14 protein-coding genes, 1 tRNA gene and 1 riboswitch are annotated in these 20,114 nt (G+C 63.2%); all 15 genes read left to right on the top strand.

Annotated elements, in window-relative coordinates:
* Positions 1–192, top strand: a 192-nt coding sequence (locus CU669_RS18855; RefSeq protein WP_456095311.1) for an EF-Tu C-terminal domain-related protein, incomplete at its 5' end; no start/stop codon positions are given.
* 167 nt (positions 193–359) lie between these two features.
* Positions 360–435 (top strand) — tRNA-Trp (locus CU669_RS18850).
* Between the two features lie 48 nt (positions 436–483).
* Positions 484–681, top strand: coding sequence for a preprotein translocase subunit SecE (gene secE / locus CU669_RS18845; RefSeq protein ID WP_112147145.1), 198 nt, complete (start codon positions 484–486; stop codon positions 679–681).
* Between the two features lie 8 nt (positions 682–689).
* Positions 690–1,223 carry a transcription termination/antitermination protein NusG gene (gene nusG, locus CU669_RS18840; protein WP_112147144.1) on the top strand — a complete coding sequence of 178 codons (534 nt, stop codon included), beginning with the start codon at positions 690–692 and terminating at the stop codon, positions 1,221–1,223.
* 150 nt (positions 1,224–1,373) lie between these two features.
* The gene (gene rplK, locus CU669_RS18835) at positions 1,374–1,802 is read left to right on the top strand and encodes a 50S ribosomal protein L11 (protein WP_112147143.1); all 429 of its coding nucleotides are present in this window, start codon (positions 1,374–1,376) and stop codon (positions 1,800–1,802) included.
* Positions 1,803–1,806: 4 nt separating this feature from the next.
* Entirely contained in the window at positions 1,807–2,499 is a 693-nt protein-coding gene (gene rplA / locus CU669_RS18830; protein ID WP_112147142.1) for a 50S ribosomal protein L1, read from the top strand.
* Positions 2,500–2,841: 342 nt separating this feature from the next.
* On the top strand, positions 2,842–3,357 hold the full coding sequence (gene rplJ / locus CU669_RS18825) for a 50S ribosomal protein L10 (RefSeq protein WP_112147147.1): 516 nt from the start codon (positions 2,842–2,844) through the stop codon (positions 3,355–3,357).
* A gap of 55 nt (positions 3,358–3,412) precedes the next feature.
* On the top strand, positions 3,413–3,790 hold the full coding sequence (gene rplL, locus CU669_RS18820) for a 50S ribosomal protein L7/L12 (RefSeq protein WP_112147141.1): 378 nt from the start codon (positions 3,413–3,415) through the stop codon (positions 3,788–3,790).
* A gap of 199 nt (positions 3,791–3,989) precedes the next feature.
* Entirely contained in the window at positions 3,990–8,165 is a 4,176-nt protein-coding gene (rpoB, locus tag CU669_RS18815; protein ID WP_112147140.1) for a DNA-directed RNA polymerase subunit beta, read from the top strand.
* A gap of 69 nt (positions 8,166–8,234) precedes the next feature.
* Positions 8,235–12,710, top strand: a complete 4,476-nt coding sequence (gene rpoC / locus CU669_RS18810; protein ID WP_112147139.1) for a DNA-directed RNA polymerase subunit beta' — start codon at positions 8,235–8,237, stop codon at positions 12,708–12,710.
* A 295-nt stretch (positions 12,711–13,005) separates the two neighbouring features.
* On the top strand, positions 13,006–14,115 hold the full coding sequence (locus CU669_RS18805) for a response regulator (protein WP_112147138.1): 1,110 nt from the start codon (positions 13,006–13,008) through the stop codon (positions 14,113–14,115).
* Positions 14,116–14,120: 5 nt separating this feature from the next.
* Entirely contained in the window at positions 14,121–15,302 is a 1,182-nt protein-coding gene (locus tag CU669_RS18800) for a SpoIIE family protein phosphatase (RefSeq protein WP_112147137.1), read from the top strand.
* A gap of 38 nt (positions 15,303–15,340) precedes the next feature.
* Positions 15,341–15,527, top strand: a riboswitch (cobalamin riboswitch).
* A 45-nt stretch (positions 15,528–15,572) separates the two neighbouring features.
* Positions 15,573–16,319: a 5,6-dimethylbenzimidazole synthase gene (gene bluB, locus CU669_RS18795; RefSeq protein WP_112147136.1), complete on the top strand. Its 747-nt coding sequence runs from the start codon at positions 15,573–15,575 to the stop codon at positions 16,317–16,319.
* A 145-nt stretch (positions 16,320–16,464) separates the two neighbouring features.
* Positions 16,465–19,365 (top strand): molybdopterin oxidoreductase family protein, encoded by a 2,901-nt coding sequence (locus CU669_RS18790; protein ID WP_112147135.1) that lies wholly within the window; start codon positions 16,465–16,467, stop codon positions 19,363–19,365.
* Positions 19,362–20,099, top strand: coding sequence for a 4Fe-4S dicluster domain-containing protein (locus CU669_RS18785; protein ID WP_112147134.1), 738 nt, complete (start codon positions 19,362–19,364; stop codon positions 20,097–20,099). The genes CU669_RS18790 and CU669_RS18785 overlap by 4 nt, the downstream gene beginning before the upstream one ends.
* Positions 20,100–20,114: the final 15 nt, after the last annotated feature.

Below are 20,114 nucleotides of genomic sequence, written 5' to 3'. Positions count from 1 at the left end.
TATTTCCGCACCACCGACGTGACCGGTGTGGTCAGCCTGCCGGAAGGCACCGAGATGGTGATGCCGGGCGACAACGTTTCCATGGAAGTGCAGTTGATCTGCCCGATCGCCATGGACGAAGGCCTGCGCTTCGCCATCCGTGAAGGCGGTCGTACCGTCGGCGCCGGCGTCGTCGCCAAGATCGTCGAGTAATAAGGGTTTTGTGCAGTGCGCCGAGCCGCTGAAAGCTTTGTTTTCCAACAAGGCACAAAGGCGGTTCGGCGTTGTTGCCAAGACCAGCGAGTAGCTGTATAAGGCGTGGCTTCGGTCACGCCGGGCCCGATATCGGTCCCTCGTGACTGGGGACCGGCGACGGCTGCAGGAGTGTAGCTCAACTGGTAGAGCACCGGTCTCCAAAACCGGGGGTTGGGGGTTCGAGCCCCTCCACTCCTGCCAAGTCGTTTCGTCGAAGTTCCGGCGGAACGCAATCGTGACAGTAGAGATATGGCAAAGACGACTCCGGCCCTTTTCTTCAAGCAGGTCCGCCAGGAAGTTGCCAAGGTAACTTGGCCAAGCAGGCGCGAAACCTCCGTCTCCACCGCCATGGTGTTCGTGATGGTGATGCTTTCCGCTGTGTTCTTCCTGGTCGTCGATCAGATTTTCGCCTGGAGCGTCAAGCTCGTGTTCGGTCTGGGAGGCTGACAACAAAAATGGCCACCGCCCGTTGGTATGTGATTCACGTTTATTCCGGCTTCGAGAAGAAGGTCGCCCAATCGATCCGCGAGCAAGCCGAGCAGAAGGCCATGGCCGATCTGTTCGAGCAGGTGCTGGTGCCGACCGAGGAAGTGGTCGAGGTCCGCCGGGGTGCCAAGGTCAACGCGGAGCGCAAGTTCTTCCCCGGCTATGTCCTGGTGAAGATGGTGCTGACCGACGACACGTGGCACTTGGTCAAGAACACGCCGAAAGTGACCGGCTTCCTGGGTGGCAAGGGCCGCCCGGTGCCGATCACCGACCGGGAAGCCGAACGCATCATCAAGCAGGTGCAAGAAGGCGTCGAACGCCCCAAGCCCTCCATCACCTTCGAGGTGGGCGAGCAGGTGCGGGTTTCCGACGGCCCCTTCACCTCGTTCAACGGCCTTGTCGAGGAAGTCGACGAGGAAAAGGCCCGCCTCAAGGTGGCGGTTTCGATCTTCGGGCGCTCCACCCCGGTGGAGTTGGAATACTCGCAGGTCGAGAAGGTCTGAATTTTGCGTCCCTAAGCCGCCCCGCCTAACCGGCGGAGCGGCTTAGGGGTGTTTTCGTTTTCCGCTTCTGGATGTCCGGAAGCGGTTTGGAGGGCGGAAGGCCGGCCATGGCCGTACCGCCAACTCTGGTGCTAAACAGAGGATATCGAGATGGCAAAGAAGATCGTGGGCTATGTTAAGCTCCAAGTCCCGGCCGGCAAGGCCAATCCCTCGCCGCCGATCGGTCCCGCGCTGGGTCAGCGCGGCCTGAACATCATGGAATTCTGCAAGGCGTTCAACGCCCAGACCCAGGGCCTCGAGCCCGGCATGCCGATTCCCGTGGTGATCACCGCCTATTCGGATCGTACCTTCACCTTCGTCACCAAGACGCCTCCGGTCACCTTCTTCCTGAAGAAGGCCGCTGGCATCCAGAAGGGCACCACCACTCCCGGCAAGGGCACGGTGGGTCAGGTGACCATGGCGCAGATCCGTGAGATCGCCGAAAAGAAGATGGTCGACCTCAACGCCAATGACGTCGAGGCCGCTTCCAGCATGATCGTCGGTTCCGCCCGTTCCATGGGCCTCAAGGTGGTGGAGTAATCCCATGGCTATCGGAAAGCGCCTGAAGTCTGCCTATGAAGGCATCGACCGCGACAAGTTCTACAGCCTCGCCGATGCGGTGAAGGCCATCAAGTCCCGCGCCGTCGCCAAGTTCGACGAGACCATCGAGATCTCGCTGAACCTGGGCGTCGACCCCCGTCACGCCGACCAGATGGTCCGTGGCGTGGTCGAACTGCCCCACGGCACCGGCAAGACCGTCCGCGTCGCCGTGTTCGCCAAGGGCGACAAGGCCGAGGAAGCGAAGAAGGCCGGTGCCGACATCGTCGGTTCCGACGATCTGTTCGAGGCCGTCAACGGCGGCACCATGGACTTCGACCGCTGCATCGCCACCCCCGACATGATGGGTCTGGTGGGGCGTCTCGGCAAGGTTCTCGGCCCGCGCGGCCTGATGCCCAACCCGAAGCTCGGCACCGTGACCACCAACGTCGCCGAAGCCGTCCGCGCCGCCAAGGCCGGTCAGGTTCAGTTCCGCGTCGAAAAGGCGGGCATCGTGCACGCCGGTATCGGCAAGGCCTCGTTCTCGGAAGAGAAGCTGGCCGAAAACGTCAAGGCGTTCGTCGACGCCATCACCAAGGCCAAGCCCCAGGGCGCCAAGGGCACCTATCTGAAGAAGGTGTCGCTGAGCTCTACCATGGGCCCCGGCGTGAAGCTCGACGTCGCGACCGTCGGAGCCTAACGGCTTTGATGATCTGAGAATTTCCGCCCCTTCGGGGGCGGGATACCAGGGATCCTCCCCTTAACAAGGAGGGTTCCGCACCTGTCCGAGACCGTAGGTGCCGACCGAGGATGTGTCCGAGGAAGGCTTGATGGGAGCTCCCGCCTACCGAGACAGAGGTAAAAGGACGTTTCCGTCCGCCCCTGAATAAGGGTCGGTCGTGTACGGCTTGAAGCTTCTGGGACAGGCCACCGGCTCCGAAGGGCGGTTCGCCGTTCAACGGGGCTATGGGCAAATGGACCGAGGACATCGCCAAGGGATTTTCCCGGAAGCGGGGCTTCGGCTCTATGTTTGGAGACGAAAGTGGACCGGACACAGAAAGCAGATTGGGTCGGGTCGCTGCATGGAACACTCGGAGACGTCGGTCTCGTCATCGTCACCCACTACAAGGGTCTGACGGTTGCCGAGATGACCAACCTCCGCGTCAAGATGCGCGCGGCTGGAGCCAGCTTCAAGGTGACCAAGAACCGTCTCACCAAGCTTGCCCTTGCTGGTACCGAGTTCGAGAACCTCGCTGATCTTTTCGTCGGTCCGACCGCCATCGCCATTTCGCGCGATCCGGTCGCCGCCGCCAAGATCGCCGCCGAATTTTCCAAGGCCAATGACAAGCTGGTGATCCTGGGTGGATCGCTGGGCGGCAAGCGCCTGGATGTCGACGGTGTGAAGGCCCTTGCCACCCTGCCGTCCCTGGACGAGCTGCGTGGCCGCCTGATCGGCATGATCTCGACTCCGGCTACCCGTATCGCCGGTGTGCTTCAGGCTCCCGCTGGCCAGCTGGCCCGGGTTCTGCGCGCCAAGGCGGACAAGGACGCTGCGTGAGATTTTCCCTGCTAAACCAAAGCTTCAAGCTTTTGACTATCTAGGAGTTATGTAAATGGCTGATCTTGCCAAGTTGGTTGACGATCTGTCGGCCCTGACCGTTCTGGAAGCCGCCGAGCTGTCCAAGATGCTGGAAGAGAAGTGGGGCGTTTCCGCCGCCGCTCCGGTGGCCGTGGCCGCCGTGGCCGCCGGTGGTGGTGCCGCCGCCGCTGCCGAAGAGCAGACCGAGTTCGACGTGATCCTTGCCGAAGCCGGCGAGAAGAAGATCAACGTCATTAAGGAAGTCCGCGCCATCACCGGCCTGGGCCTGAAGGAAGCCAAGGATCTCGTCGAGGCTGCTCCCAAGGCCGTCAAGGAAGGCGCCAGCAAGGACGAAGCCGAGAAGATCAAGAAAGTTCTGGAAGAGGCCGGTGCCAAGGTCCAGATCAAGTAAGATCGCCATTCGGCGTGTTGACCAGGGGCCGGGATGCGTGTTTCGCGCTTCCCGGCCTTCTGGCGCTTTATTCTACCAGCCCTTACGGGCGGGTTACTTCCTGCCCTAACGGGTAGGGGCCTCCTTGGGAGGCATCCCGGCAAAACCGGGGCGAACGAGAGTGTTGGGCGGATGCCCACGAAGAGGACGAGGAGCGGCAATGGCTAAATCCTATACGGGTCGCAAGCGTGTGCGCAAAAGCTTTGGGCGGATTCCCACCGTTGCGCCGATGCCGAATCTGATCGAGGTGCAAAAGAGCTCCTACGATCATTTCCTGCAGATGGACGTAGCCCCAGAAAGCCGCGCCAATGTCGGCCTGCAAGAGGTCTTCAAGTCCGTCTTCCCGATCCGGGATTTCTCCGAGCGGGGAACCCTGGAATTCGTGCGCTACGAGCTTGAGATTCCCAAATATGACGTCGAGGAATGCCAGCAGCGCGGCATGACCTTCGCCGCGCCCCTGAAGGTGACGCTCCGTCTAGTCGTCTGGGACGTGGACGAGGACACCGGCGCGCGTTCCATCCGCGACATCAAGGAACAGGACGTCTATATGGGCGACATGCCCCTGATGACGTCCAACGGCACCTTCGTGATCAACGGCACCGAGCGCGTCATCGTTTCCCAGATGCACCGCAGCCCGGGCGTGTTCTTCGACCACGACAAGGGCAAGACCCATTCGTCGGGCAAGTATCTGTTCGCGGCGCGCGTCATTCCCTATCGCGGTTCCTGGCTGGACTTCGAGTTCGACGCCAAGGATCTGGTCTATGTGCGCATCGACCGCCGCCGCAAGCTGCCCGTGACCACCCTGCTCTATGCCCTGGACGGCATGAACACCGCCGCCCTGCGCAAGACCCGCGCCGCCGAGGGCCGTGGCCTGGAGCAGTCCGAGATTCGCGGCATGACCTCGGAAGAGGTTCTGTCCTACTTCTACGGCAAGGTCATCTATACCCGTGGCCCCAAGGGCTGGAAGACCTCCTTCGACACCGATCGCCTGAAGGGCGTCAAGCTGGTCTCGGACCTGATCGACGCCAAGACCGGTGAAAAGGTCGCCGACGCGGGCACCAAGATGACGCCGCGCCTGGGCAAGAAGCTCAAGGAAGCCGGCCTGACCGAAATCCTGGTGGCCCCCGAGGACATGATCGGCCAATACGTGGCCGAGGATCTTATCAACGAGCAGACCGGCGAGATCTTCACCGAGGCCGGTGACGAGCTGACCAACGCCCTGGTCGCCGAGTTGGAGAAGGTCGGCATCACCGAATTGCCGGTGCTGGCCATCGACCACATCAATGTCGGCCCCTATATGCGCAACACCCTGGCGGTGGACAAGAATTCGTCCCGCGAGGAAGCGCTGATCGACATCTACCGCGTCATGCGTCCCGGCGAGCCCCCGACGCTGGAAACCGCCGAGGCCCTGTTCAACGGCCTGTTCTTCGACTCCGAGCGCTACGACCTGTCGGCCGTGGGCCGCGTCAAGATGAACTCGCGCCTGAACACCCCCGAGGTGGCCGATACCGTCCGCGTGCTGCGCAAGGAAGACATCCTGGGCGTCATCAAGGTGCTGGTGGAGCTGAAGGACGGCAAGGGCGAGATCGACGACATCGATCACCTGGGCAACCGTCGCGTCCGCTCCGTCGGCGAACTGATGGAAAACCAGTATCGCGTCGGCCTGCTGCGCATGGAGCGCGCCATCCGCGAGCGCATGTCGTCCGTCGACATCGACTCGGTGATGCCCCACGACCTGATCAACGCCAAGCCCGCCGCGGCGGCCGTGCGTGAATTCTTCGGCTCCAGCCAGCTGTCGCAGTTCATGGATCAGACCAATCCGCTGTCGGAAATCACCCACAAGCGGCGTCTGTCGGCCCTCGGGCCGGGCGGTCTGACCCGCGAGCGAGCCGGTTTCGAAGTGCGCGACGTGCACCCGACCCATTACGGCCGCATCTGCCCGATCGAGACGCCGGAAGGCCCGAATATCGGTCTGATCAACTCGCTGGCCACCTATGCCCGCGTCAATCAGTACGGCTTCATCGAGGCGCCCTACCGCAAGGTCAAGGACGGCATCGTCAGCTCGGACGTGGTCTATCTCTCGGCCATGGAAGAAGGTCGCTATACCGTCGCCCAGGCCAATTCGGAATTGGACGCGGAAGGCCGCTTCGTCCATGACCTCGTCTCCTGCCGTCAGGCTGGCGACTTCGTCATGGTGCCGCCCTCCGAGATCAACATGATCGACGTGTCGCCGAAGCAGTTGGTTTCGGTCGCCGCCGCGCTGATCCCGTTCCTGGAAAACGATGACGCCAACCGCGCCCTGATGGGCTCGAACATGCAGCGTCAGGCGGTTCCGCTGATCCGCGCCGAGGCCCCGCTGGTGGGCACCGGCATGGAGCAGGCGGTCGCCCGCGACTCCGGCGCCGCCATCACCGCCAAGCGCACCGGCATCGTCGATCAGGTGGACGCCACCCGTATCGTCATCCGTGCCACCGAGGAAACCTCGGCGGCCGCGTCGGGCGTCGACATCTACAACCTGCTGAAGTTCCAGCGTTCCAACCAGAACACCTGCATCACCCAGCGTCCGCTGGTTAAGGTGGGCGATCTGATCGCCAAGGGCGACATCATCGCCGACGGCCCCTCGACCCAGTTGGGCGAGCTGGCGCTGGGCCGCAACGTGCTGGTCGCGTTCATGCCCTGGAACGGCTACAACTTCGAGGACTCCATCCTGATCTCCGAACGCATCGTCCGCGACGACGTGTTCACCTCGATCCATATCGAGGAATTCGAGGTCATGGCCCGCGACACCAAGCTGGGCCAGGAAGAAATCACCCGCGACATTCCCAATGTGGGTGAAGAGGCCCTGAAGAACCTGGACGAGGCGGGCATCGTCTATATCGGCGCCGAGGTCAAGCCGGGCGACATCCTGGTGGGCAAGGTCACCCCCAAGGGTGAAAGCCCGATGACCCCGGAAGAGAAGCTGCTGCGCGCCATCTTCGGCGAAAAGGCCTCCGACGTGCGCGACACGTCCCTGCGCCTGCCGCCCGGCGTGTCGGGCACCATCGTGGAAGTCCGCGTCTTCTCGCGCCGTGGCGTCGAGAAGGACGAACGCGCGCTGGCCATCGAGCGGGCTGAAATCGAACGTCTGGCCAAGGACCGCGACGACGAGCGCGGCATTCTGGAGCGGTCGTTCTTCGCCCGTCTGAAGCAGTTGCTGATCGGCAAGAAGGTGGTCTCCGGTCCCAAGGGCCTGAAGGCGGGCACCACGCTGGCCGATGCCAACATGGACGAGCTGCACCCCACCGCCTGGCGCAATATCGCCGTCGAAGACGACGCGATCATGACCGATGCCGAGCAGTTGAAGCGCGCCTTCGACGCCCAGGTGGAAAAGCTGCAAGAGCGTTTCGAGAACAAGGTCGAGAAGCTCCAGCGCGGCGACGAGCTGCCGCCCGGCGTCATGAAGATGGTCAAGGTGTTCGTGGCGGTGAAGCGCAAGCTGCAGCCGGGCGACAAGATGGCCGGTCGTCACGGCAACAAGGGCGTCATCTCGCGGATCGTTCCGCTGGAAGACATGCCCTATCTGGAAGACGGCCAGCAGGTGGACATCGTGCTGAACCCGCTGGGCGTGCCGTCGCGCATGAACGTCGGTCAGATCCTCGAGACCCATCTGGGCTGGGCCTGCGCGGGCCTCGGCCAGCAGATCGGCGCCATGCTGGACAGCTACAAGCGCAATTCGGCCACTCTGGCCGACCTGCGCGGCAAGCTGAAGGAAGTCTATGGCGACGAGACCTATGGCAGCGACATCGCCGATCTCGGCGATGACGAGATCATCGAGCTGGCGACCAATCTGAACCACGGCGTGCCCATTGCCACGCCGGTGTTCGACGGCGCCCGCGAGAGCGACATCGTCGAGATGCTGCGCAAGGCGAATCGCTCGTCGTCGGGTCAGGTCACCCTGGTGGACGGCCGCACCGGCGAGCCCTTCGACCGCAAGGTCACCGTGGGCTACATCTATATGCTGAAGCTGCACCACCTTGTGGACGACAAGATCCACGCCCGTTCCATCGGTCCGTACTCGCTGGTCACCCAGCAACCGCTGGGCGGCAAGGCCCAGTTCGGCGGCCAGCGCTTCGGCGAAATGGAAGTCTGGGCGTTGGAAGCCTACGGCGCCGCCTACACGCTGCAGGAGATGCTGACGGTCAAGTCGGATGACGTTTCCGGCCGCACCAAGGTCTACGAGGCCATCGTGCGCGGCGACGACACCTTCGAGGCCGGCATTCCCGAGTCGTTCAACGTCTTGGTCAAGGAACTGCGGTCCCTTGGCCTGAACGTCGAGCTGACTCAGCGCGACTTCTAAAGCCATTTACCCGGGGCGGGGGGGATATCTCCCCCCGCCGCACCCGAAAGGTCACACGGGAGCATGTCTATGAACGAACTTATGAAGATCTTTGGTCAGGCGAGCGGCACCCAGGCGTTTGACCAGATCCGTATCTCGATTGCTTCGCCCGAGCGCATCCGCTCGTGGTCCTACGGCGAAATCAAGAAGCCCGAGACCATCAACTATCGGACCTTCAAGCCGGAGCGCGACGGCCTGTTCTGCGCCCGCATCTTTGGCCCGATCAAGGACTACGAGTGCTTGTGCGGCAAGTACAAGCGCATGAAGTATCGCGGCATCATCTGCGAGAAGTGCGGCGTCGAAGTGACGCTGGCCAAGGTCCGGCGCGAGCGCATGGGCCATATCGAACTGGCCAGCCCCGTCGCCCATATCTGGTTCCTGAAGTCGCTGCCGTCCCGCATCGGTCTGCTGTGCGACATGACCTTGAAGGATCTGGAGCGCATCCTGTATTTCGAGAACTACGTGGTGGTCGAGCCCGGCCTCACGCCCTTGAAGCTGCGCGAACTGCTGACCGAAGAACAGTATATGCGCGCCGTCGACGAATACGGCGAGGATGCCTTCACCGCCAAGATCGGCGCCGAAGCCATCCGCGACATGCTGACGGTCATCGAGCTGGAAGAAGAGAAGGCCAAGATCAAGGCCGATCTGAAGGACACCACCTCCGAGGCCAAGCGCAAGAAGCTGGTCAAGCGGCTGAAGCTGGTGGAAGCCTTCATGGAATCCGGCTCGCGTCCCGAATGGATGATCCTGGAAGTGATTCCGGTCATCCCGCCGGAACTGCGTCCGCTGGTTCCCCTGGACGGCGGCCGTTTCGCCACCTCCGATCTCAACGATCTCTATCGCCGCGTCATCAACCGCAACAACCGTCTGAAGCGGCTGATCGAACTGCGCGCCCCCGAGATCATCGTGCGCAATGAAAAGCGCATGCTGCAGGAAGCCGTCGACGCCCTGTTCGACAACGGCCGTCGCGGCCGCGCCATCACGGGGGCCAACAAGCGTCCGCTGAAGTCGCTGTCCGACATGCTGAAGGGCAAGCAGGGTCGCTTCCGTCAGAACCTGCTGGGCAAGCGCGTCGATTATTCCGGCCGTTCGGTCATCGTGGTCGGCCCGGAACTCAAGCTGCACCAGTGCGGCCTGCCCAAGAAGATGGCGTTGGAGCTGTTCAAGCCCTTCGTCTATTCCAAGCTCGAACTCTACGGCATGGCCACCACCATCAAGGCCGCCAAGCGCATGGTCGAAAAGGAACGTCCCGAGGTGTGGGACATCCTGGAAGAGGTCATCCGCGAGCATCCGGTGATGCTGAACCGCGCGCCGACCCTGCACCGTCTCGGCATCCAGGCCTTCGAGCCCGTGCTGATCGAGGGCAAGGCCATCCAACTGCATCCGCTGGTCTGCACCGCCTTCAACGCCGATTTCGACGGCGATCAGATGGCCGTGCACGTCCCGCTGAGCCTCGAGGCCCAGTTGGAAGCCCGCGTCCTGATGATGTCCACCAACAACATCCTGTCGCCCGCCAACGGCAAGCCGATCATCGTGCCGTCGCAAGATATCGTGCTGGGCATCTACTACATCACCATGGAGCGGGACGAACAGCCGGGCCAAGCCATGCGCATCCGCGGCGTGGACGAGTTGAAGGGCGCCATGGCCAACAACTCGATCCTGTTCTACTGCCCGACCGATCCCAACGCCAAGATCGACGTCAAGGATATCGACGGCCTGCTGGATCGCATCGCCAAGCGTGAGGTCACCGCCCATCGCCGCGTCAACGTGACCGGCAAGGACGCCCTGGAAGCCGGGCTGAAGAGCGGCGCCCTGCGCCTGTTCAACGTGGAAAAGCCCGGCACCGCCTTTACGGTCGCCAATGCGGACGAAGCCGAAAAGGCCATCAAGGCCAATAAGGCGATCCTGTATCGGGTGCCGGTGTTCGTGAACATGGCCGAGATCGAGGAAGCCCTGGCGGAAAAGACCGTCACGCTGCATTCCAAGATCCGCGCCCGCTTCGACACGGTGGATTCCGAGGGCACTCCCGTCACTCAGATCGTGGACACCACGCCGGGCCGCATGATGCTGTCGGTGGTGCTGCCCAAGCACAAGAACGTGCCGTTCTCGCTGATCAACCGCCTTCTGACCAAGAAGGAGATCCAGAACGTGATCGACGTGGTCTATCGCCACTGCGGTCAGAAGGAAACGGTGATTTTCGCCGACCGCGTCATGGGTCTAGGCTATTCCAACGCCTTCAAGGCTGGCATTTCCTTCGGCAAGGACGACCTCGTCATCCCGCCGGAAAAGGAAACCCTGGTCGGCGAGACCGAGGAAAAGGCCAAGGAATACGAGCAGCAGTACCAGGACGGCCTGATCACCCAGGGCGAAAAGTACAACAAGGTGGTCGACGCCTGGTCCAAGTGCACCGACGACGTCGCCGACGCCATGATGAAGCAGATCTCCAGCCTGGTTCCGGGCAAGCAGATCAACTCCATCTACATGATGGCCCATTCCGGCGCCCGTGGTTCCGCCGCCCAGATGAAGCAGCTGGCCGGTATGCGCGGTCTGATGGCCAAGCCCTCGGGCGAGATCATCGAGACGCCGATCATCTCGAACTTCAAGGAAGGCCTCACCGTGCTGGAGTACTTCAACTCCACCCACGGCGCCCGTAAGGGTCTGGCCGATACGGCCTTGAAGACCGCCAATTCGGGCTACCTGACCCGCCGTCTGGTGGACGTGGCCCAGGACGCCATCATCTGCGAGGAGGATTGCGGCACCACCAACGGCCTGACCGTCTCGCCGGTGATCGAAGGCGGCGAGGTCATCGCCTCGCTGGCCGAACGTATCCTCGGCCGCTCGGCGGCGCGTGACATCGTCAATCCGCTGAACGGCGAGGTTCTCGTCAAGGCAGCCCAGATGATCCAGGAAGCCGAGGTCGAGGCCATCGACGCCGCGGGCATCGAGACCGTGGTCATCCGCTCGGTGCTCACCTGCGACTCGGAAGAGGGCGTCTGCGGCACCTGCTACGGCCGCGATCTGGCCCGTGGTACCCGCGTCAATGTGGGTGAAGCGGTCGGCGTCATCGCCGCCCAGTCCATCGGCGAGCCGGGCACCCAGCTAACCATGCGGACCTTCCACATCGGCGGCGCCGCCCAGCGCGGTGCCGAACAGTCCAGCATCGAGGCGACGCTGGACTCCACCGTTCAGGTCATCAACCGCAATCTGGTGGTGAACTCGTCGGGCCATTCCATCGTCATGAGCCGCAATTGCGAAGTGGCCCTGCTGGACCACAACAACCGCGAACGCGCCCGTCACCGTGTCCCCTACGGCGCCAAGCTGCTGGTGGACGAAGGCCAGAAGGTCACGCGCGGCGCCAAGCTGGCCGAATGGGATCCCTACACCTTGCCGATCATCACCGAGCGGGCGGGCGTGGCCCACTATGTGGACCTGATCGAAGGCCTGTCCATGCGTGAAGTCATGGACGAAGCCACCGGCATCACCAGCAAGGTGGTCATCGACTGGAAGCAGCAGCCGCGCGGCTCCGAACTGCGTCCCCGCGTCACCCTGCGCGACGACAAGGGCGAGGAAGTGGTTCTGGCCAACGGCCTGGAAGCCCGCTACTTCATGAGCGTGGACGCCATCTTGTCGGTGGAGAACAGCACCAAGGTCAATGCCGGCGACGTGCTCGCCCGTATCCCGCGCGAGTCGTCGAAGACCCGCGACATCACCGGCGGTCTGCCGCGTGTGGCCGAGCTGTTCGAAGCCCGCAAGCCCAAGGATCACGCCATCATCTCCGACATCGACGGCCGCGTCGAATTCGGCAAGGACTACAAGTCCAAGCGTCGGATCATGGTGGTCCCCGAGGACGGCGACGCCTTCGAGTACCTGATCCCCAAGGGCAAGCATATCAGCGTGCAGGAAGGCGACTATGTCCGTCGCGGCGACCCGCTGATGGACGGCAATCCGGTGCCGCACGACATCCTCAAGGTGTTGGGCGTGGAAGCGCTGGCCCAGTATCTCATCAACGAGATCCAGGAGGTCTATCGTCTCCAAGGCGTGAAGATCAACGACAAGCACATCGAGGTGATCGTTCGCCAGATGCTGCAAAAGGTCGAGATCACCGATGCTGGCGACACCACCCTTCTGGTGGGCGAGCAGGTGGACCGCACCGAGTTCGAGATCGAGAACTCCAAGGCCATCCGCGAACAGGGCCGCCCGGCTTCGGGCACTCCGGTGCTCCAGGGCATCACCAAGGCCTCGTTGCAGACCCATTCCTTCATCTCGGCGGCCTCCTTCCAGGAGACCACCCGCGTGCTGACCGAAGCCGCCGTTTCCGGCAAGGTCGATTCGCTCCAGGGCTTGAAGGAAAACGTCATCGTCGGCCGTCTGATCCCCGCCGGTACCGGCGCGGTGATGAACCGCCTGCGCGCCATTGCCGCTCAGCGCGACAAGGACATGCAGGATCTGGAAGCCGCCAATCTCCCCGCCATCGAGGCCTCCGAGCCTCCGCCCGCGGCGGAATAAGGCCTCTTGACGCAATCACCCCCGCCTGGGCAACCCGGCGGGGGTTTTTGTTGGGCGGCCGAACGCCATATGCGGGTCGGCCACCGCGCCCCTTAGCGCTTGATCAATGCATTGTCATCAGCCCGTGGACCGCCGCCTATTCCATATGGTAGGTATCTGCGTATGCTCCATGGTGGGGGCGAGGATGCTTCCGGGAAGGAGCTGAATCGAGCCGAGGCATGGCAGTCGACACGACGAAAGAGGCGTCCGAGCCCTGATGTGATCAGGGCCAAGGGATCGCAGACAGAGGATTGTGGTGCAGATCGAATCGAGGACCATTTTCCGCCAGGAACTGGTGATGGTGGTGGACGCCAGTGAAAGTCATCGGCGGCAGGTCGAACATGCGCTGATGTCGTTCTATCGCATTGCCACATTCGCCTCGACGAGCGAGGCGCTTGCGGCCCTGCAGAAGTCTCCCCCTGGCGCCATCGTGATCGCCAAGGGGGCGGTGACCTCGGAAGCCTTGGACTTCGTCGCAATGGTGCGTCGCGATCACGCGCTTTCCGCGATCCCGGTGGTACTGATCGGTCCCGGCGACGACCCAGGCATTCGCAAGGCCGCCATGGAATGCGGCGCCAGTTCCTTCCTGGCCAAGCCCTATCGGCGCAGCGTGCTGATCGGCGCCATCTCCAAGGAAATCAACAAGGCCATCGAGCACCGGTGGGAAAAGCTGCCGACCCTGCATCGCAATGCGCTGGTCGGCACCATGGACATCTTCAACAGCGTCAGCGACGTGATTGAGAATGGCGAGCCCATCGCCTATTCGGCGGTCACCGATGCCTGCGGCCCCCTGATCGAAGCGGTGGGAACGGGAGAATTCCGAACGATCCTGAGCGAGGTTCGCGGCCACGACAACTTCTCCTACGCCCATAGCCTGGGCGTTGCCACCTTGTTGCTGCTGTTCGGCTACACGATCGGCCTGAAGGGCGACGACCTGTCGCTGTTGGGCAGCGGCGGCCTTCTTCACGACGTGGGCAAGATGTCCATTCCCTATGACGTCTTGAACAAGGTCGGTGCCCTATCCCCGGCCGAATTGGAACAGATGAAGGGCCATGTCGCGGTCACGACCAGCTATCTGGAAAAATGCTCCGACCTGCCGAAGAATATTCATCTGATCGGCAATCAGCATCACGAGCGCCTGAACGGCACCGGCTATCCCATCGGCCTGAAGGGCTCGGAACTCAACGAACTGGCCCGCATGTCGGCCATCGTCGACGTCTTTTGCGCTCTCAGCGATCGACGCCCCTACAAATCGGCGCTGGATTCAGAAAATGCGCTTCAGGTCATGACCAATTCCATGACCGCCGCGCTCGACCAGCAACTGCTGGCCCTGTTCCGTGAAATGCTTCTGGATACGGGCAGGTAGCGGCGATGATTCAGCAGCGGCTGAGAGTCCTTCTGATCGAGGACAATCCGGGCGACGCCCATATGGTCAAGACCGTGCTGAAGGAGGTCAAGACCCCCGGCTTCATCGTGATGCACGAATCGACGCTGACCGAGGCCATCGAAAGGCTGAAGGTCAGCGCCGCCTTCGATGTCCTGCTGCTCGACCTCGGCCTGCCGGATTCCCATAGTTCGGAAACCCTGGGCCGCCTTCAGGAGGCCATTACGCCACTGCCGATCGTCATCATGACCGGCAACGATGACCCCCTCGCCGCCGAGCACGCCATCGAGGCCGGAGCCCAGGACTACGTCATCAAGGGCGAGTTGGATGGCCGGTCGCTGTCGCGCACCCTGCTCTACGCCATCTACCGCTTTCGCAGCGACAAGGAACGTCTGGCCCTGGCCGAGATGCTGGCGGTCGAGTACGACCGCATGGCCGAGGAATTGTCGACGGCCCGCAATATGCAGTTCCATCTGCTGCCAAGCGTCGCCCGTCTTGACCGCATTCGCTCCACTTATGGCTTGTCCGTGGACGGCTTCTTCAAGCCCTCTTCCGATATCGGCGGCGACCTGTGGGGATGCCTGGAGGGCGAGGACGGCCGCCTCGTGGTCTATGCCCTCGACTTTTCGGGCCACGGAGTCGGCGCCGCCCTCAATGTATTCCGTCTCCACACCTTGATCAGCGAATTGAAGGAACAGATCGCCAATCCGGCCGCGACCCTCCAACAACTGAACAGCACCCTGCGCGAACTGCTGCCCCGCGGGCAATATGCCACCATCGTATTGGCCGTCATCGACACTGTCGCCGGGACGATGACATGGTCGGGCGCTGGGGCTCCGCGTCCGATTTTGTTCGACCCAAGCGGCAATACCCAATGGGTCGATACGTCCGGCCCACCGCTTGGGCTTCAGGCTTCGGCCAAATACTTCAACCGCCAGATCGCCTTTCCTCCCGGCTGTTGCCTGTTTATCTATAGCGACGCCATGACCGAGGCGGTGATCGCCGACGGAGAAATGTTCGAGGACGAGCGGCTGCTGGATTTGGTGCGCCGTCACCACACCCCGGCCGGTGGCATCGGCATTGCCGCCATGGCCGCGCAATTCCTCGATCAGGTCGAAACGCCGCTTGGCGACGACATGACGGCGGTCTCAATTGCCCACATCGCCTGACGTCCAGGACGTCCTTGTTTCCCGCCCCGTCTCAGCGTAGAACACGCCATCCATCTGGTGTCGGCACGCGGTGAGCGTGTCGGAGAATCGGGAACGCGGTGAGACTCCGCGACGTGCCCAACGCTGTGTCGGGGACCGGCAAGCAGTGGCCACTGGCTTCGGCCGGGAAGGCGCTTGTCCGGGATGATCCGCAGTCAGAAGACCGGCCAGACGGAGATTGCCCGGCCCGCATGGACGGCAGGACGGGCGTTCCATCATAGGGGAATACTGATGGACGCGAACCTTATGCCCGCTACGCCCTTGCCCGCCGCCCAGCGCGACGGGGTTTACAGGGCCATCCTGACCCGCCGCGACACCCGTGGCGAATTCCTGCCCGACCCGGTCGCCGACGATGTGCTCAGCCGCATCCTGACCGCCGCCCACCATGCGCCGTCGGTGGGCTTCATGCAGCCGTGGAGCTTCCTGATCATCCGCGACTCCAATGTACGCCGACGGGTTCACGACGCCTTCGTCAAGGCCCATGCCGAGGCCGCCCTGATGTTCCCGGAAGACCAGCGCGACGTCTACCGCTCGCTCAAGCTGGAAGGCATCATGGAGGCCCCCGTCAATATCTGCGTCACCTGCGACCGCGAACGCGCCGGTCCGGTGGTGATCGGGCGCACCCATATCCGCACCATGGATCTCTACAGCAGCGTCTGCGCCGTCCAGAACCTCTGGCTCGCCGCCCGCGCCGAGGGCCTGGGCGTCGGCTGGGTCAGCATCTTCGACAACGCCACGGTCCAGAAGGCCCTGAACATCCCGGACGGCATCGTGCCGGTGGCCTATCTGTGCGTCGGCAGGGTCAAGGGCTTCCACCCCCGCCCCGAACTGGAAGCGGCGGGCTGGCGCCCCCGCCTGCCGATCCGGGACTTGGTCCATTTCGATCAATGGGGCAGCCAGGGCTTGGACCCGGCCCTGCTGGACGAACTGGAACGCCATCAAGACGCCGTTCGCGATGGCGGCTTCCTATCGGCCTGACCGAGTCTTGCGCCGGGTTCCCACCTATGTGGGGGCCCGGTCGCCCCTTTCGCCATTGCCTTATTAGATGACACTAAAGTAGAGTGTCCTAAATGCGCGTGCCCCAAGGGCGGCGAGAACAAGGTCAATGGGGGGTAAGGTCGGCATGAGGGATCCCGTGTCCATTCCCGATTCCGAAATCGGGCGGTCGGAAGTCAAAACCACCACCTGCTATATGTGTGCCTGCCGCTGCGGCATCCGGGTGCATCTGCGCGATGGCGAGGTCCGCTATATCGAGGGCAACCCCGATCATCCCCTGAACAAGGGGATCATGTGCGCCAAGGGCGCCTCGGGCATCATGAAGCAGTACTCGCCCGCCCGCCTGACCCAGCCCTTGAAGCGCAAGGAAGGCTGCGAGCGCGGCGAAAGCGCCTTCGAGCCCATCACCTGGGGCGAGGCCTTCGACACCCTGTCCGAGCGGTTGGGCCATCTTCGCGCCACCGATCCCAAGAAATTCGCCCTGTTCACCGGCCGCGACCAGATGCAGGCGCTGACCGGCCTGTTCGCCGCCAAGTTCGGCACCCCCAATTACGCCGCCCATGGCGGATTCTGCTCGGTCAACATGGCGGCCGGCATGATCTACACCTTCGGCGGCAGCTTCTGGGAGTTCGGCGGCCCCGACCTGGAACGGGCCAAGCTGTTCATCATGATCGGCACCGCCGAGGATCACCACTCGAACCCGCTGAAGCGCGAGCTCGCCCATTTCAAGCGGGGCGGAGGACGTTTCATCGCGGTCAATCCGGTCCGCACCGGCTATGCCGCCATCGCCGATGAATGGGTGCCCATCCGCCCCGGCACCGACGGCGCCCTGCTGCTGGCCCTGGTGCGCGAGATCATCGAACTGGGCCTGTTCGACCGCGACTTCCTGGTCCAGTACACCAACGCCGCCGAACTGGTGAACCAGAACGCCGAATCCGACGAGCACGGCCTGTTCGTGCGCGAAGGCAGCGTACCGGTGCGGCCCGACACCTTCGAGACCCCCGACAAGATGTGGTGGGACCGGGCCTCCGACGCGCCGGTCATCGCCCGGACCAAGGGCACCGAGGGCCGTCTGATGGGCAGCTTCACCCTGGCCGACGGCACCCCGGTCAAGCCCTCGTTCCAACTGCTGAAGGAGCGGGTCAAGGACTACACCCCGGAATGGGCCGAGGGCATCACCGGCATTCCCGCCGCCACCATCCGCCGCCTTGCCCACGAAATGGGCGTCACGGCGCGCGACCAGACCATCGAGCTGCCCATCGCCTGGACCGATTGCTGGGGCAACGAGCACGACAAGATCACCGGCAATCCGGTGGCCTTCCACGCCATGCGCGGCCTCGCCGCCCATTCCAACGGCTTCCACACCACCAGGGCGCTGGCCATCCTGATGACCCTGCTGGGCACCATCGACCGGCCCGGCGGTTTCCGCCACCGCGCCCCCTTCCCGCGTCCCATCCCGCCCTGCCCCAAGCCGCCCAAAGGGCCGCAGGCCATCAAGGCTGGCGAGCCGCTGACCGGAACGCCGCTGGGCTGGCCCGCCGACCCCGACGATCTGTCGGTGGATGCCGACGGCGAGCCCATCCGGCTGGACAAGGGCTTTTCGTGGGAATATCCGCTGTCGGTGCACGGCATGATGCACAATGCCATCACCAATGCCTGGCGCGGCGATCCCTACCCCATCGACACCTTGTTGCTGTTCATGGCCAACATGGCGTGGAATTCCACCATGAACACGTCCGAGGTGAGGAAGATGCTCACCGACAAGGACGAGTCGGGCGCCTATAAGATCCCCTTCCTGGTGGTGTGCGACGCCTTCCAGTCCGAGACGGTGGCCTTCGCCGATCTGGTTCTGCCCGATACCAGCTATCTGGAACGCCATGACGTGATGAGCATCCTGGACCGGCCCATCTCGGAATTCGACGGGCCGGTGGATTCGGTGCGCGTGCCGATCTTGCCGCCGCTGGGCGATTCCAAGCCGTTCCAAGAGGTCATCATCGAACTGGCGACCCGGTTGAAGCTGCCCGGCTTCACCAACAAGGACGGTTCGCGCAAGTTCCGCGACTATCCCGACTTCATCGTCAATTTCGAGACCGAGCCGGGCTCCGGCATCGGCTTCCTGTCGGGCTGGCGCGGCAAGGCGGGCGAGAAGTTCCTGGTGGGCGAGCCCAACCCGAACCAGTGGGAAATGTACGCCCGCAACAACAACCACTATCACCACGAAATGCCGCCGTCGTTCCAGTACATGCGCAACTGGAACAAGGGCTATCTGGAATGGGCCTACCGCCATCGCATGGTGCGGTTCACCGATCCCATCATCCCGCACATCTATTCCGAGGTGCTGCAGAAGTTCCGCCTTGCCGGAGAAGGCAAGTGGAAGGGCAAGCAGCCGCCCGAGAGATTGCGTGAGCGGGTGAAGACCTTCTTCGACCCCCTGCCCTTCTATTACACGCCGCTGGAATGGCGGTGCTCGGACGGCGCCAGCTTCCCGCTGTCGGCGCTGACCCAGCGGCCCATGGCCATGTACCATTCGTGGGATTCCCAGAATGCGTGGCTGCGTCAGATCCATACCAACAACGTGCTGTTCCTCCATCCCAAGGTGGGCGCCCTGGGCAATTTCGGCGACGGCGCCTGGGTGTGGGTGGAAAGCCCCTGGGGCAAGATCAAGTGCCAGGCCAAGTTCACCGAGGCGGTGGAACCCGGCACGGTGTGGACCTGGAACGCCATCGGCAAGGCCTCGGGCGCCTGGGCGCTGGACGCCGACGCCAACGAGTCCAAGAAGGGCTTCCTGCTGAATCACCTGATTTCCGAGGAACTGCCCAACATGGTGGCGGGCAAGCCGGTGTCCAATTCCGATCCGGTCACCGGTCAGGCGGCGTGGTACGACCTTAAGGTCCGCGTCACCGCCTGCAAGCCCGGCGAGGCCGAGGAAAGCTGGCCCCAGTTCAAGACCATGCCGAGCCTGCCCGGCCAGGCCATCGGATTCAAAGCCAAGGTCAGAGCCTTCCTGGCGGGGAGGAAGCAGCCATGAGCAAGGTTCAGCTCGCCCTGGTCATCGACCTCAATGTCTGCGTCGGCTGCCATGCCTGCGTGACCTCGTGCAAGGAATGGAACACGTCGGGCTGGGCCGGTCCCCTGACCGACGAGAACCCCTATGGGAAAGACCCCACCGGGGTGTTCTTCAACCGCGTCCAGACCTATGAATGCGGCACCTTCCCCAATACGGAGACCGTCCATTTCCCGAAAAGCTGCCTGCATTGCGAGGAGCCGCCTTGCGTGCCGGTCTGCCCCACCGGGGCCAGCTATAAGCGGGAAGAGGACGGCATCGTCCTGGTGGACTACGACAAGTGCATCGGCTGCAAATACTGCTCGTGGTCCTGCCCCTACGGCGCCCGTGAATTCGACCCGGTCCAGGGCGTCATGAAGAAATGCACGCTCTGCGTCGACCGCATCTACGACAAGACCATCGAGGAAGATCGGCGCAAGCCCGCCTGCGTGCTGGCCTGCCCTGCCTCCGCCCGCATCTTCGGCGATATCAACGATCCCGCGTCGGAAGCCGCCAAGGCCATTCACGACAATGGCGGATTCCAGTTGATGCCGGAATGGGGAACCAAGCCGTCCAATCATTATCTGCCGCGCCGCAAGATCACCACGGTGCTGCATGCCGACGAGTTGGTGCGGGTGGACAATCCGCTGAAGGCCGAGGGGGAGAAGCCCCGTCCCGCCTTCACCACGCCCACCATCGACGGCGTGTCGAGCTGGTAGACGAAGGAGAGCCCC

The sequence above is a fragment of the Paramagnetospirillum kuznetsovii genome (assembly GCF_003284725.1).
Taxonomy (GTDB): domain Bacteria; phylum Pseudomonadota; class Alphaproteobacteria; order Rhodospirillales; family Magnetospirillaceae; genus Phaeospirillum; species Phaeospirillum kuznetsovii.
The sequence above is the reverse complement of the archived record's forward strand: the minus strand, read 5'-3'. Positions and strand labels throughout refer to the sequence as shown.